Raw genomic sequence first — 14,620 nt, 5'->3', positions numbered from 1 at the left:
AACCGCCTGAAACGGCACCGCGCGGTGGCTACAAGGTACGACAAACTCGCCGTTCGCTACGAGGCAACGGTGCTGGTCGCAGCCATCAACGAGTGGCTGTGACCAGCACTTTCGCAACAGGCCCTAGTAGAGCGTGAGGGAGCTCGCCTTGTCGTTGATTCCCGTCGGGATGTTGATCGGCGGCCCGTACGGGCCGAAGCTGCTCAGGAGTCCGGTGAAGTCGGAGTAGTCGTACAGGTTCATGTTGCCGCCGCTGCGGTTCCAGACGGAGCTCGTGCGGTCGCTCATGTTGTAGTTGCCGAGCTTGAAGGAGCCGGCGCTGGGCACCACCCACAGCAGCCCGCCGCCGTCGGAGTTCTGGAAGATGCAGGCCTGGCCGTGGAGACAGTTGTCCCACACAGATGCCCCGGGCTGGCTGCGGTCGACGGAGATGGGCTTGATCACGGCGGGGGCGCTGGCGCTCCCGTCGGCGGGGGTCTGGGCCGCCGCGGTGCCGACAGTGGATGCGAGCATCAAAACGGTTCCGGCTCCGACTGCGGCCAGGGTGAATCGCTTGCGCATGGGTCTGCTCTCCCTCTTCGGAATTCTCCGAGATCGGTCTGGTCGGTAGGTCCGTGACGCCGCTCCGAACTGCTGGTCCGCCCCGGTATCGACTGGGGTGCGGACCCGTCGGTTGATCGCGGCGGTGCCATCTTCGCCAGCGGGTGCACCCTTTGTATTGTCGGATGACGACACGATGCGGAAGATCGTCGTCCCTCTCGCGGCGGCGACTGCCGGACCGTCAACCGGGCCGAGCCAGAACGCGAGCGCCGCATTCGGGGCCGCCGCGTGTACAGGGCTCGGGCATCAAGCCCCATGAGGTCAGCCCGCGTCGGGGCGCTGCGGGCTGGTCCCGTTAGCCCCAACGGGACCGACGGGTGGACCCGGCGGTCCACGAGGGCGCATACGGCAGACCCCCGCGCGGTGCGGGAGCTGAGGCACAGGGCATTCCCCGATCCGAGCTCGGCAAGCCCGCCGCAGGAGCGCGCAGGTGTCAATTGTCCGCGCGGACAACTCACATTGTCCGGTGATGACACCTCGCTGACCTGCGCGATCGTCCATCGGTGCTCGCGGCCAATTTCCGGGCCCGGCAGCATGAAAGCCGTGTCCCACCAGGACACACCGGCTTCACGCCGCCCCGAGGAGCAACGTTGAAGACCTCCACTTGCTCCGTACTCGCCCAGCCCGGGGTACCACCGCCACGCTGGCGACCGCGACGCTTGCCCTCACCGTGGCAGGACCTGCCAGCAACGCCTCGACCGCCTCGCCATATCGGATGCCTCGCAATAGGCGTGGCCCCACGAATCTGCGGCGGGGTCCACCCCCGACCGAAATAACAGCTACGTCAACACATTCACGTCTCGCCGTAGGGACAGCAGCAGCAACGGCCTTCAAGCATTGGAATGCGACTCTCTACCGTTCCAGAGCTGGACGCGCAGCTCATCCCGGGGCGCATACCAGCTGAGGAATCGGAGCACAGGGCTGTGCATGGCTGCGCTTGGACGACAATCAGAAATTCTGGCTTCGCGCAATCCCATGCAATGACACGACCTTTCAGGCGTGGAACATTAAAAGCGGGATGGCGGAGCGGAACAGATCACCAACTTGGCAACAAGCAGTGCCTGGACGACAGTTTCTCATTCGGAATTCGCCCGGCAAGCATTCATGATCTCGTTCTCGACTCCACCCCTTCTCCTTCCTGGGCCGACGCCGTCCAGGCAGTCGGCTGCCTTCCCCACGTCCTGAGGAGTGCGAAGCGTGCCCACCCCCGGCGGCACTGATGACAGCTCGCAGTCGACCCACCACCTTGCCCCGCAATCCACGACCGAGATCCCGCTCCCGCCCGCTCCTCCGATCTCCCCCACCCGCGGCCAGTGTTTTCGCCCGGACTCCGCCCTGCGCGACGTCGTGCACTTCTACGCCGGATACGAGTACGGGCGCATCAAACCGCGGCGGCGCATGGTGTGTCCCAACACCATGGCCACCATCAGCTTCGGCTTCGGCGCGCCCATCCGGACCGACAGCATGGTCGACCCAGGCCGCTCCCTCAGCTGCCGCTCGCGCGCCGACCTGCCGCCCACGACCGCCAGCATGGGCGAGCACCAGGGCAACGTGCGCGGTATGACCCTGCTGATGACGCCCATGGGGGCCTACCAGCTGTTCGGGGTGCCGATGTCTGAATGGAACCAGCCGTACCTGGACCCGGCCCATCTGCTGCCCCGCCCGCTGCGTCACCTCCCCGAACAACTGGAGGCCGCGACCGCGCACGAGCAGCGCCGCACCCTGGACCGCGCCCTGCGGCCCCTCCTCCGCCAGGGGCCGCACATCGCCCCCGAGATCGTCTGGGCCTGGCACGAGCTGCACCGGACCCACGGACGGATTCGCGTGAAGGACCTGTCGCGCGGCACCCACTGGAGCGTGCGCCAACTCGAGCGGCGCTTCCTCCAGCACGTGGGGCGGTCTCCGGCCGCCATCGCCCGCATTCTGCGCTTCGCCCGGGCACTGCGACTCCAGGACCGGGGCCTGCCGCTGGCCCGCGTCGCGCAGCTCGCCGGATTCCACGACCAGGCGCACTACAACCACGTCTTCAAGGCGACGACCGGACTCACCCCCACTCAGCTGCCCGCCGACCGGATCAACTGGACCCCGGCCCGCGCCGCATGACCCGCGCCGCATGACCGGTGCCTCGTGACCCGCGCCGCGTGACCGGTGCCGACGCGCGCGTCGCCTCCACGTGTCCAGGCCACGGTCTTGACGGGACGGGGAACGGAACGGGCGGGAAATTGCGGGGCGGCGCGGTCCTTGAACCGTAGGTGCCATCGCGACGACCTCGTTCTCCCTTGTGACGGGTGGATCGGCACCGGTATGCCTATCGGGTCTTGCGTGCCCGCGACGGGTGACAGTTGGCCTCCTCCGGTGAGGGTGCGTGGCCGCCCTCGCATGCGTACGACAGCCGCAGTACCACGGCGGTGAGAGCGGTCAAGATCGGCGGACGCGGGACATCGGTCATCACCCTCCGTTCGCAACCCCGTCGCGTGTCTCATCTCAGGCGATCTGGTCCCCATCTCAGATGACCCGGTCCGATGCACTCGCCGCCTCAGATGATCTTGGTCATTCGCCAAATGGTCTTGACCGCTTGTCGAGGCATCGGTCGGCGAACTCAGCCGTCGGGCTCTGCCCCGTCGAACCTGGCAGGTGGGGTGAACGTGAGATCGGTGCCGGTCACGTCGCAGCTGGCCTCCCATAGAAGTGCCGCGGTCGTGGTGTCGGCCAGGTGGTTCAGGCGTTCAGACTTGGCGGCGAAGCTGCCGGTGGTGATGATCCGGCTCCCCGGGGTCGCCGCGAGCAGGGGAGCCAGGTAGTGGGTCAGCGCGAAGTGGCCCAGGTGGTTGGTTGCGAACATCAGCTCGTGGCCGGCCTTGGTTTCGCGGCGTGGTGGATGGTCGAGCGCCACACCGGCGTTGTAGACGACCGCATCCAGGCGGTCCAGCCCGAGCGCGTCCACGGACGCCTCCAACGAAGCGAGATCGGCCAGGTCCAAGGGCACGTGCTGCACCTTCGCGCCGTGAATACGCGAGCCGATGGAGGCGATCGCGGCCTCGGCCTTCGACGCGCTGCGGCTACCGAGCACGACCGTGGCCCCGGCGCCAGCAAGCTGCTCGGCGACGAAATACCCGATGCCCGCGTTGCCGCCGGTGACCAGGACGCTCTTCCCCTCGGCGTGCGGCAGCCGGTGAACGTCCCACTGAGAAACCTTGGGTACGGAGGACATGGCGTGCTCCCGGAGCTCGCAGTGATCTGGAGGCAAGCGGAGCCGCACCTTCACAGCCGGCCACGCCCAGTCCCTACGGTCCCAGCGGCCGCTTACATCCCACCGACAGGCCGCCGTCCTCACCGACAGTCGACCGACGCTGCGTGATTCCAGCGCAGATCCCCTGTTCGAGACGGGACACCGTGCAACGCACCGCGCACGTCCCGTGTCGCGGGTGAAGATTTCATGAACGACCCAACCGCGCACGCGCAATGATCATCTTCTCGGCCGAGCCCGTCACCACCCCGAAGTGACGGCTCGCGATCGAGGAGGTCCGCATCCCGATGAGGCTGCCCCGCAAACGCCGCGCGGATCGCACCGGTGGTACGGACGACACCGGAAGCCCGGAGCAGACGGCAGGTCCGGACCGCCCACGGCGCACTACGGGCCGAGCGAAGGGCCACAGGAGAGCCGGCCGGAAGGGCCGTCGCCGCCGCATCGACTTCCCCAGGCGCGGCCGGCGGGGCTGGCGACGCTGGACGCCCTCCTGGAAACTGACCTCCGGCCTGCTCCTGGTCTTCGCCGGTGCCCTCAGCGGCCTCTTCACCGCCGTCTACGTAAGCGTCGAGATCCCGAATCCGCACGACTCCGCGCGCCGGCAGGCGACCGTCTACTACTGGGCGGACGGCAGCCGGATGGTGAGCGTCGGCGACGTGAACAGGCAGGACGTGAAGCTCTCCGACGTGCCCGATTCCGTCCAGCGCGGCGTCATCGCAGCGGAGAACGCGGACTTCTACAGCGACTCGGGCGTCTCGGTGAAGGGCATCGGCCGCGCCGCCGTCAACATAGTCAAGGGCCAGGAGACCCAGGGCGGCTCGACGATCACCCAGCAGTACGTGAAGAACAGCTATCTGAGCCAGGATCAGACCATCCTGCGAAAGGTCAAGGAACTCTTCCTCTCCTTGAAGGTCAGCAACCAACGGCCCAAGACGGAGATTCTCGAGGGGTATCTCAACACCTCTTGGTTCGGACGCGACGCGTACGGCGTGCAGGCGGCCTCGCACGCGTACTACGGCATCCCCGCCAAAGAACTGAACCCCAGTCAGGGCGCTCTGCTGGCCGCTGTCCTCAAAGGCGCGGAGAGCTTCGACCCGTCCCTCAGCGCCGGCAACCGCCAACGCGCCGAGGACCGCTGGAGCTGGATTCTGGACCGTCAGGTCGACACGGGTTCGATGAGTGCCGGGGAACGCGCGCAGTACACGAAGTTCCCCGAGCCCAAGCCTCCCCTCAAGCCGACCAGCCAGGCCGGGCAGATCGGCTACCTCGTCGACATCACCAACAAGTACCTCAAGAGCCGCAGCGGGATCACGGACAAGGATCTGGCGGGTGGCGGCTACAGCGTCCACACCACGTTCGAGAAGGACAAGGTGCTCGCGCTGACCAAGGCCGTCGAGCAGGTGCGCGCGGACCGACTGGACCCGAAGAAGCGCGCGGAGGACGAATACGTGCAGGTCGGCGCCGCCTCGATACGCCCCAAGGACGGAGCGATCGTCGCGGTCTACGGCGGCTCCGACGCGATCGAGCACTTCACCAACAACGCGGACACCTCAGGGGTGCCTGCGGCCTCGGCGTTCAAACCCTTCGTGTACGCCGCCGCTCTGGAGCAGGAGCGCGAAGGCAGGGAACGCCCCGCCGAGGGGGCTGACCCGGACCCCTTGACACCCAGGCCGTCAGCAGCGCCGGCCGCGCCGTCGGCAGCAGCCAGAGACCTCCACTCAGCCCTGGTGGCCTCCGGCCACACGCCGTTCGTGGAGATCGGCAAGAAGATCGGGCTGAAGAAGGTCAAGGAACTCGCGGTCGCGTCCGGACTGCGTGAGGAGAGCATGGCCAAGCTGGAGCCGACCTTCTCCATCGGTACCTCAACCCCCAGCGCCGTCCGGCTGGCAAACGCCTACACGACCTTCGTCAACGAGGGCCGGGCCACCGAACCGTACTCTGCGACCAAGGTCGAGCGGAACGGCGTCGCGGTGGACGGCTTCGGCCAACCCAAACCACGACGGGCAATGAGCTCCGAGACAGCCTCGACCGTCGGCGGGGCGCTCCGCCAGGTGAGCTGGAGCGCCGTCGAACCCCCGAAGGGCCAGCGGACCTACGTCCCCTCCTGGGCAGGCAAGACCGGTCCGAACGACCGTATGAACTCAGCCTGGTTCATCGGCGCGACGCCGGAACTGAGCACCTCGGTCGCGATGTTCCGTACGAAGCCCGGCGTCCCGCAACTGCTGCCCATGCAGGGTGTGGGCGGCCCCGATTCCGAGCGGGGCAGCGCCTTCCCGCCGCTGATCTGGAAGGCCTACAGCGAGGTGGCGGTGCCTGCCCCGCCGTACCCGGCGGACGCTCCTCAGGACCGCCCGTGACCTTCTCGGAGGCGAGGCAGAGCGGGGAGGTCCGGCCCGTCCGGACAGTCCGGGAGTCCAGCGGCATTCGCGGCCCTGTGAGCCAGGTCACCGGAACCGGGCACCCCCGGTGGACAAGGCAGTTCGTGGACTACTCATTGCACGACCGGATACGCACGGGGGACCCCGAAGCGTTCAGGGAACTCTTCCGCGACCATGCTCCCCTGGTCCATCGGCACGCCGTCCGCGTGACCGGCGACTGGGCCCTCGCCGAGGATGCCGTCTCGCTCACCTTCCTGGAGGCCTGGCGGCTGCGGGACCGGCTCCTCGACCACGAGGCCGGCCCGCGCCCGTGGCTGATGGGCATCGCCGTCAACGTGCTGCGCAACACCAGTCGTGCCGCACGCCGCCACCAGGCGGCCCTCGGGCGCCTGCCAGCCCGCGACACCGTACCGGACTTCGCCGACGAACTCGTCGGACGCATGGCAGACGCCGACCAGCTCGCCGCCGCCCAGCGGGCGCTGAAGAAGCTGCGGCGCACCGAGCGCGAGGTGTTCACCCTGTGCGTCTGGTCCGGACTGGGGTACGCCGAGGCCGCCGCCGCGCTGGACGTCCCCGTCGGCACCGTACGCTCGCGCCTCTCACGCGCCCGCGCGCGACTGCGCAAACTCGCCGAACAGGAACTGAAGAAAAACCGGGAACCGCTTCCGCGCCCCGGACAAGTACAGGGTGGCCGCGCTTCCGCGGCCCGGTCGTACGAGTCGCACGAGGAGACGTACGGATGACCCGCAAGTTCTGGAAGCGGACCGAGCCCTTGGACCACACGGAGCTGGACCACGCAGAGCTCGCCCGGCTATTGCCGGCCCCGTCGGACCCCCGGATGTCGCCCGACCGTCAGCTGCTGTTCGAGGAGCACCTGTTGAACGAGATCCGCACTCCCGCACCCGCACCCCTTCGCGCGACCGGCACGCGGCCGGTCCGGCGCGCCCTGCTGATCGGCCTCCCGGTCACCGCCGCCGCGCTCACCGCCGTCTTCGCCGTCAGCTCGCTGACCGGCGACCGCATCACCGAACCGTCTTCGGTGGCAGCGCCCGTCGTCGCGGTGGAGGACGGCAGCACGGTCCAGCTCGTCGCGACCGTCCAGCAGATCGCCGCCGCGGCGAGCACGCGGCAGACTCCGGAGCCGAAGCCCGGCCAGTTCATCTACGTCAAGAGCACGGTCTCCTTCCTGTCCTACTCGCACAATGCCGACACCAACGAATCCAAGACCTGGGTGCAGCCGCTGCACCAGCGCGAGATCTGGAAGTCCCCCGACGCGCGCAAGGGCTGGCTCGACGAGCCCGGCTACCAGCCCAAGGGCGGTATAGGCCTCGGCACCGACAACCCCGACTCCAAGCCCAAGAACGGCCAGGACATCCCGGGCGAGGCAGCCCCCCTGTCGTACGACTGGCTCAAGGCCCAGCCTTCCGACCCGGAGTCCCTGCTGAAGACGATCTACTCGACCCTCAGCGGCCCACGTGACCGGGACCAGCAGGCGTTCGAGGAAATCAAGGCGATCATCAACGAGCAGCTCGTCCCCGCCCCGACGGCCGCCGCGCTCTACCGCGCCGCCGCGAAGGTCCCGGGCGTGGTCCTCGTCCAGAACTCCCAGGACGCCGCCGGCCGCAGTGGCCTCGCCCTGGCCCGCCTGGACGAGAAGACCGGCGAGCGCACTGAGCTGGTCTTCGACCGCAAGACCTTCGCCTACCTGGGCAGCCGGGGCGTCCAGGTCAAGGAGTTCGGCGGCGTCAAGCCCGGCACGGTCGTCGAGCGCACCGCCGTCCTGGAGCGGGCCGTCGTCGGCGCCGAGAAGGAACGACCCGCGAAGGGCGGGACCGCCTGAGCGCAGAGCCCGCAACGACAGCGGCGGCAGCGTCCGGTCGCCGCGTCCGGCCCCTGTTCCACGCGGAACGCCGCGGCGCGGCTGGACCCCGGGGCCGCGCTCGCGGGCGTGGCGCCGGACCGTACGTCCGTGGGCCGCTGGCCCGCCGAGGCCGCGCATCCGCTCGCGCTCAGCCAGCAGTTCGCCGTCAACGCGATCCACAGCGGCCTCTCCCCCGGCGCCGGGCTGTTCGCCGTCAACGGGCCGCCATGGACGCCGTCACGGGCGCGGTGGCGAGGACGGTTCCGGAGACGCACGGACGGGCGCCCTGGCAAAGCCTGTTCCTGGTGGTGCCGGTGGTGTCGACGACGTTCGCCTCGCTGGACCGGGTCTTCGGACGGTTGGGGCCGAGGGGCAGCTGGAACTGGTGGTGGCGCTGCCGTGGACGGCGCAGCGGGCCCGCGCGACGGCTTCGGGGTCGCGGAGCAATGGTCACCCGGGGCGTACGTCGGTGCGGCAGCTCGCCGCCCGGGCGAACCGCTACGGCACCCTGCCGCCCGCCGAACTCCCCGGCGGCAACCACGAGGTGTGGGTCGGCGCACCGCTGCGGGTGCACCGGCGGTGCGACGATCCGATGTTCTCCATCAGCAACGCGGTCGCCTGCGACGGCCTGATGGTCCAGGGCACGGCGCAGCGCGAGCCGTACGTCTACCGGACGGGCAGCAGCTGGGTGAACGTCGTCGGGGCGGAGGCGTAGGGGGCTGGATTCCGCAGGAGGGGCGGGCGCTGCGGCGCGTACGCAACCTGGACGCCTGGCGGGAGCAGCGCTTCTTCAGCACGCTGGCGGAGTCCCTGCCGCGCCACAGGTGGCAGGGCGGGGCGTAGCCGCCGCAGGAGGGGGCGGGGCGGGGGGCTTGCTGATCGTTTCATGATCAGGTTCTCGTGACCGCCGGAAGCTGTCTGCCGTCGTGCCGCTGAAGGACCTGCGTGAACTCATCGTTTTCGACCAGCCCGGTGAGTACTTGGGTCATGTTGCTTTGGGTCATGTTGCTGATGCCGGATCACGGACGATGAGCCCGTCCGAGACCCAGAAGTAGCAGCCGGCCTCCCAAAGCACTCGTGGCGGGTGGCGGGATCACCGCCAGGTGCGTCTGCCCCGGCCCGGTGGCGGGTCAGATCCAGCCGCGGCGGGTCGCGACGACGCCGGCCTGGAAGCGGTTCACCGCGCCCAGGAGTTCGTGGAGGCGGCTCATGCGTCGCCGCATCGTGCGGACCGACCAGCCGAGCTGGCGGGCTATGGCCTCGTCCTTGAAGCCGCCGACCAGCAGGGTGAGCACCAGGCGGTCCTCCTCGCAGAGCGGGTCCTCGGCGGGGACGTCGAGCGGCAGGGCCTGTTTCCAGCACAGCTCCCAGTAGTCGGTAAGGGCGTCCAGCAGGGTGGACGGGCGTATGACCGCAGCCCGCACGCCGTCGAGGTCCAGGGAGAGCGGCATCAGCGCCAGCCGGCGGTCCGCGATGGCCAGTTTGATCCGCAGGCCCGGCATCACCCGGGCCTGCTCGCCGCGGCGCACGAGTCCGCGGATGTCCTCGAGCACCCCCGGCCACTCCAGTGCCTCGGGGGCGTAGACCGCGCGGTAGCGCACGCCGCGCCCCAGCGCCGTGCTCTCCACCGGGTTGGAGGTGGTCAGTGCGTACGGCGGCCGATCCAGTGTCATGACGTCCTGGCGCGCCTCCTGCTGGAGGCGGACGAACCAGCGGCCGAGCGCCTCGCGGCCGGTGGTGATCTCCACCTCGTCCTCCCCGGCGGTGCCGGCCTGGGCCGCCGCGAAGAGGCGGGACAGCTCGCCCGCCGCCGTACGGACCCGGTCCAACTCCGCGGCCCTGTTCCGTACCAGGGACTCGACCGCGGCTCCCGGCTCGATCGCCGCGTACCGGCGGCGGACGCCCGCGAGCCGCCCGACCAGGCCGTGGTCGTGCAGCCGGTCCAGCGCCCTGGCGGCGCGGAGAGGGGAGCAGCCGAGGTCGGCGGCGAGTTCGGTCGGGACCGCCGTACGCCGGGTCAACACGGCCCGGTAGACGCTCTCGTCGAACGGATCGATGCCTGCGGCGGTGAGCTCGTTCGTCATATGCGGATAATGGCCCACTTGTGCCAGAGGCAGCAATGGGCCGCCAAGATCTGTTGTACGGAGAGTGACTTCGGCACTAGGACTTCTACCCATGGCCAAGAACCCACGTAGAACCCGACGCCTGGTGGCCGTCACGGTCACCACCGTGGCGCTCGCCGGGACGCTCACCGCGCTACCCGGCACCGCGACCGCGACCGCCACCGCGAAGTCACCCGACCCGAACCAGCGGGTCATCGTCGAACTGTCCGGGGACGCCGCCGTCGCAGCCGCCCCTGGCGGCTCGCTCACCTCCCTGGCCGCCGGCCCCGCCTCCGCCGTCGGCGACGCCCGGCGGGCACTGGCGGCACGGCAGGACGCCTTCGTCGGGACGGTACGGAAAGCCGGACTGAACCCCGCCTCACTCCGCAAACTCGGCCTGCTCGTCAACGCCGTGGCGATGACGGTGCCCGCCTCCGAGACGGCTCGGCTGGCCGCGCTGCCGGGCGTCATCGCCGTCCGGCCCGACACCCGGATACAGGTGCGCACGGACACCAGCGTGCCGCTGACCGGCGCGCCCGAGGTCTGGAAACGCGAGGACCCGGCCGGGGTAAAGGCCACCGGCAAAGGCACCGTCGTGGCGGTCCTGGACAGCGGCGTGGACTACGGCCACCCCGACCTGGGCGGCGGGTTCGGCAAGGGCCACAAGGTCATCGGCGGCTTCGACTTCGCCAATGGCGATGACGACCCGATGGACGACAACGGTCACGGCACCCACGTCGCGGGCATCATCGCGGGCAAAGCGGCCAAAAAGGGAGGCGTCACCGGCATGGCGCCCGACGCGAGCCTGCTGGCCTACAAGGTCATCGGCGCCGACGGCAGCGGCTACACCTCCGACATCATCGCCGGCATCGAGGCGGCGGCCGACCCGGCCAACCCCCACCCGGCCGACGTCATCAACATGAGCCTCGGCGGCCCCGGTGACGGCACCGACCCGCTGGGCCGCGCGGCGACCGCCGCCGTACGGGCCGGAGTGGTCGTCGTCGCGGCGGCGGGCAACGACGGGCCCGGCAGCGGCACCGTCAACACTCCGGCGTCGGCCGAAGGCGTCATCGCGGTCGGCGCCTCCACCAGCGGGATACGGACACCCAGCGCGTACCTGGCGGGCAAGGAGCCCGAGCTGATCCAGACGTACCGGGGCATCCTGTCCGCGAACCCGCCCGGGGAACCGGTCACCGCGCCGCTCGTGGACGTCGGCGCGGGCACCGCCGAGGACTGGAAGCGGGTCGGTGACGTACGGGGCAAGATCCTGCGGGCCGACATTCTCGTCGCGCCCAGTACGGAGGTCCTGAGTCAGAGAGACATCGACTGGGCACGCGAGGCCGAGAAGCGCGGCGCGCTCGCCGTGCTCGGCGGCCTCCCGGTCCACGACGGACCCGTGCTCGCCGCCACCCCGGGAACGGTCGAGGCGCCGGCGACCCCCGCCCGCCCCGACCTCACCCGGACCGCCGCCTCCGGCGACTCGTTGCGCATGGACCGCCTGGTCGTCATGGGCATCGACACGACCCAGTACGCCCAGCTGAGCCGTGAACTGGCCGCCGGGAAGGTGTCCGTCACCCTGCGGGGCACTGAATCCACCGACCAGATCGCCTCGTTCTCGTCGCGCGGGCCCGGCACCGGCTTCGGCCTCAAGCCCGACCTGGTCGCACCCGGCGTGGAGATCCGCTCCACGATCCCCACCTCGATGTACGAACCCGGCGTCTACCGCATGTCGGGCACCTCGATGGCGAGCCCGCACGTCGCCGGAGCCGCCGCCCTGCTGCGGCAACTGCGCCCGGACCAGGACCCCGACGGGATCAAATCAGCACTGGTCGGCACCGCGAAGCAGCTCGCCGGCACCGGCCCCACCATCCAGGGCAACGGACGGCTCGACGTGGCCGCCGCGGCGTCGGCCGCCCTCAGCGCCTCCCCGACGACCGTGTCGTTCGGCCTCGCCGACCTGGCGGACAGGACCGTCGGCGGCGCCGCGAAGGTACGCCTGGCCAACCCCGGCAAGGAACCGCTGACCATCAACCTCAGCAGTACCGGGCCCACCACCGTGTCCCCGGCGCGGGTCACCGTCCCCGCCGGGGGGTCCGCGAGCGTCACCGTCACCCTGCGCGCCGACCGCCCGGCCACCGACACGGAGATCAGCGGGTGGATCACGGCCACCCCCGCGCGTGGCCCGGCCCTCCGGGTGCCGTACCTGCTCGTCGTCCGGCACCTGGTCGTCCAGGCGTCCCCCGACCCGAGCGACGGCCGCTCCACCGTGAACATCGCCGCCCCGGCCGCCCTGAACGCGCCGCCGGAGATCACCGTCACGCCGCAGCACGGCAAGGCCTTCACGCTGCCCACCACCATGAACGGCGCCGGCTACTACCAGGCCGACGTGACCGGGAAGGCGGCCGGCGCCTACGAGCTGGCCGTGCGGGCCACGACCACCGACGGCCGGCGGATCACCGGAACCGGCGCCTTCGAGGTCACCCCCGCCGGCAGCCGCGGCGACCGCTGGGAGCCCGTCGGCCCGAACAGCGAGGCCGGCTACGTCGCGCTCTCGCCCGCCCGGCCGAAGCAGGCCGTCGTGACCCAGTACCGCAAGGCCGCCCCCTGGCTGACCACCGACGGCGGCGCCAACTGGCGCCAGGTGGGCAGGCTGCCGATCGCCGACGGCAACGGCACCGGAGCGGTCGTGGTCGACGCCCACCGCCCCGATCGCTGGTGGTACGCCGTGAACACGGCCGCCGATCCCACCCGCCGGGGCACGATCCTGCGTACCGACGACAACGGCCGCACCTGGCGCAAGCTCGACGTGCCCGACGCGCACATCGACGAGTTCGTCGCGGACGAGCAGACCCGTACCCTCGCCGCGATGGTCGACGGCTCGCTCCTGGTCAGCACGGACGCGGGCGACAGCTGGGCGACGTACCCCACCGGCGTGACCGGTGACGTCCGCGACGCCACCCTCGTCGGCGACACCCTGTACCTGGCGACCTTCGACAGCGTCTGGCGGATCGACGGCGTCGGCAAGGGCGACCCCGGTACGGCGCACCTCGTCCTCGACGAGCGGGTGAACACCATCCGCGGCTTGGCGGCCGACTCCACCGTGGTCGCGGCCTACGTCCCCGGTACGGGCGTCCGCGGCTCCTACGACAAGGGCCGCACCTGGTCCACCCTGCTGCCCCTGGCGGAAGGCGGCAGCGGACTGTCCGCCTCCGGCGGCGACCTGTACCTGCGCGCGCTGTTCGGCGCCGGGCAGGTGAGCCGCGACCACGGCAAGACCTGGAAGCCCGTGGCAGCCCCCTCGAAGGCCGCCATCGCGATGGACTACGACCGCTGGGCCGACGGCTCGGTGACCGTGTCCAGCGAACAGGACGGCCTGTACCGCGGCTCGGCCGACGGTACCGGTTACCGGAGGATCGGCGTCCAGGGCCTGACCACCCTCGCCCTCGCGGCCAGCGGCAACCAGCTGCTCGCCGGAACGGTGAGCGGCACCTACCGCACCGCGATCCCCGTCGCCGGTCCCGAGTGGGGCCAGTCCGGCGGAGAGGGCAAAACCGGTCTTCTCACCTCGCACATCGCCGTATCGCCCAAGGACACCAAGGTGGTGTGGCAGGTCCGGCGCGCCGCGACCGGCCTCTTCGAGGTCTCCCGCAGCGGTGACGCCGGCCGGACCTGGCAGGTGAAGGGCTCGTCGTCGGAGATACCGACCTCGATCCTGGTCCACCCGGCCGACCCGGACCGGGTGGCGATCAGCTTCAGGAGCATGTTCGGCGACGGGCTGTTCTCGACTTCCGACGGCGGCAGGACATGGAAGAACCTCTTCCATGAGCGGTCCTTCGACGCCATGGCCGGTGACCCGCGCGACCCGCGGCGCATCTGGCTCGGCAACGCCTCGGGCCTCTACCGCTCGGACGACGGCGGCGTCACCAAGACCAAGGTCGCCGAAGGCCCCGTCTCCGCGATCGTGATGGACGGCCGACGCCTGGTCGTCGGCGGTTCGTCCGTCCGGGTCAGCACCGACGACGGCAAGACCTTCCGCACCGCCGACACCGGCCCGCTCGCGGTCCACGTCTCGGACCTGCTGCGGGTCGGCGGAGCGCTCTACGCGGCCACGGCCGGCTCGACCGCGTCCGGACTCGTCCAGGGCGGCCGGGGCGTGCTGCGCAGCACCGACAACGGTCTCACGTGGGAGAACATCTCGAGCGGTCTGCAGAACACCAACACCACCAAGCTGGCCGCCGCCCCCGACGGCCGCACGCTCTACGTCGGCGCGGTCGACGGCGGGGTACACCGCCTGAAGCTGCACCGCTGACCCACCGCGCGCGACGAGTGTGACCGTATGACCGGCACGTCCGCATGACCGGTGTTTGTGCGACCAACGCGTCTGTACGACCGGAACGAGCATGTGACCGGAACGAGCGCCGGCGGGGGCCCG

Annotated in this window: 8 protein-coding genes and 2 pseudogenes; 7 read left to right on the top strand and 3 right to left on the bottom strand. The window is 70.4% G+C overall.

Annotated elements, in window-relative coordinates; all coding sequences use genetic code 11:
- Positions 1–102, top strand: a pseudogene (locus QMF80_RS16755) (IS5 family transposase); the annotation flags it as partial.
- 21 nt (positions 103–123) lie between these two features.
- Here the strand turns inward: QMF80_RS16755 and QMF80_RS16750 are convergent.
- On the bottom strand, positions 124–561 hold the full coding sequence (locus tag QMF80_RS16750) for a peptidase inhibitor family I36 protein (protein WP_283453985.1): 438 nt from the start codon (positions 559–561) through the stop codon (positions 124–126).
- A 1,236-nt stretch (positions 562–1,797) separates the two neighbouring features.
- Here QMF80_RS16750 and QMF80_RS16745 point away from each other — a divergent pair.
- The gene (locus tag QMF80_RS16745; protein WP_283453983.1) at positions 1,798–2,703 is read left to right on the top strand and encodes a helix-turn-helix transcriptional regulator; all 906 of its coding nucleotides are present in this window, start codon (positions 1,798–1,800) and stop codon (positions 2,701–2,703) included.
- 613 nt (positions 2,704–3,316) lie between these two features.
- On the opposite strand, the pseudogene QMF80_RS16740 reads toward QMF80_RS16745, so the two are convergent.
- Positions 3,317–3,811 (bottom strand): annotated as a pseudogene (locus QMF80_RS16740) (SDR family NAD(P)-dependent oxidoreductase); the annotation flags it as partial.
- A 323-nt stretch (positions 3,812–4,134) separates the two neighbouring features.
- On the opposite strand from QMF80_RS16740, the gene QMF80_RS16735 reads away from it, so the two are divergent.
- From QMF80_RS16735 to QMF80_RS16720, 4 genes are all read left to right on the top strand, one after another.
- Complete coding sequence (locus tag QMF80_RS16735) at positions 4,135–6,204, top strand: transglycosylase domain-containing protein (protein ID WP_283453981.1); 2,070 nt, start codon at positions 4,135–4,137, stop codon at positions 6,202–6,204.
- 125 nt (positions 6,205–6,329) lie between these two features.
- Positions 6,330–6,968 (top strand): RNA polymerase sigma factor, encoded by a 639-nt coding sequence (locus tag QMF80_RS16730; protein WP_283453979.1) that lies wholly within the window; start codon positions 6,330–6,332, stop codon positions 6,966–6,968.
- Entirely contained in the window at positions 6,965–8,065 is a 1,101-nt protein-coding gene (locus QMF80_RS16725) for a CU044_5270 family protein (RefSeq protein ID WP_283453977.1), read from the top strand. The genes QMF80_RS16730 and QMF80_RS16725 overlap by 4 nt, the downstream gene beginning before the upstream one ends.
- Before the next feature lie 490 nt (positions 8,066–8,555).
- Positions 8,556–8,801, top strand: a complete 246-nt coding sequence (locus QMF80_RS16720; protein WP_283453975.1) for a hypothetical protein — start codon at positions 8,556–8,558, stop codon at positions 8,799–8,801.
- A 415-nt stretch (positions 8,802–9,216) separates the two neighbouring features.
- On the opposite strand, the gene QMF80_RS16715 is transcribed toward QMF80_RS16720, so the two are convergent.
- Entirely contained in the window at positions 9,217–10,170 is a 954-nt protein-coding gene (locus QMF80_RS16715; protein ID WP_283453973.1) for a hypothetical protein, read from the bottom strand.
- Between the two features lie 91 nt (positions 10,171–10,261).
- Here QMF80_RS16715 and QMF80_RS16710 point away from each other — a divergent pair, with 91 nt between their 5' ends.
- The gene (locus QMF80_RS16710; protein ID WP_283453971.1) at positions 10,262–14,497 is read left to right on the top strand and encodes a S8 family serine peptidase; all 4,236 of its coding nucleotides are present in this window, start codon (positions 10,262–10,264) and stop codon (positions 14,495–14,497) included.
- Positions 14,498–14,620: the final 123 nt, after the last annotated feature.

Source organism: Streptomyces sp. G-G2 (assembly GCF_030063135.1).
GTDB lineage: Bacteria > Actinomycetota > Actinomycetes > Streptomycetales > Streptomycetaceae > Streptomyces.
Note: the sequence above shows the minus strand (reverse complement) of the source record. Positions and strands in the feature narration are given on the sequence as shown.

Coding starts and splice junctions, on each gene's coding strand:
- QMF80_RS16710 (WP_283453971.1), top strand. CDS start 10,262: ATGGCCAAGAACCCACGTAGAACCCGACGCCTGGTGGCCGTCACGGTC.
- QMF80_RS16715 (WP_283453973.1), bottom strand. CDS start 10,170: ATGACGAACGAGCTCACCGCCGCAGGCATCGATCCGTTCGACGAGAGC.
- QMF80_RS16725 (WP_283453977.1), top strand. CDS start 6,965: ATGACCCGCAAGTTCTGGAAGCGGACCGAGCCCTTGGACCACACGGAG.
- QMF80_RS16735 (WP_283453981.1), top strand. CDS start 4,135: ATGAGGCTGCCCCGCAAACGCCGCGCGGATCGCACCGGTGGTACGGAC.
- QMF80_RS16750 (WP_283453985.1), bottom strand. CDS start 561: ATGCGCAAGCGATTCACCCTGGCCGCAGTCGGAGCCGGAACCGTTTTG.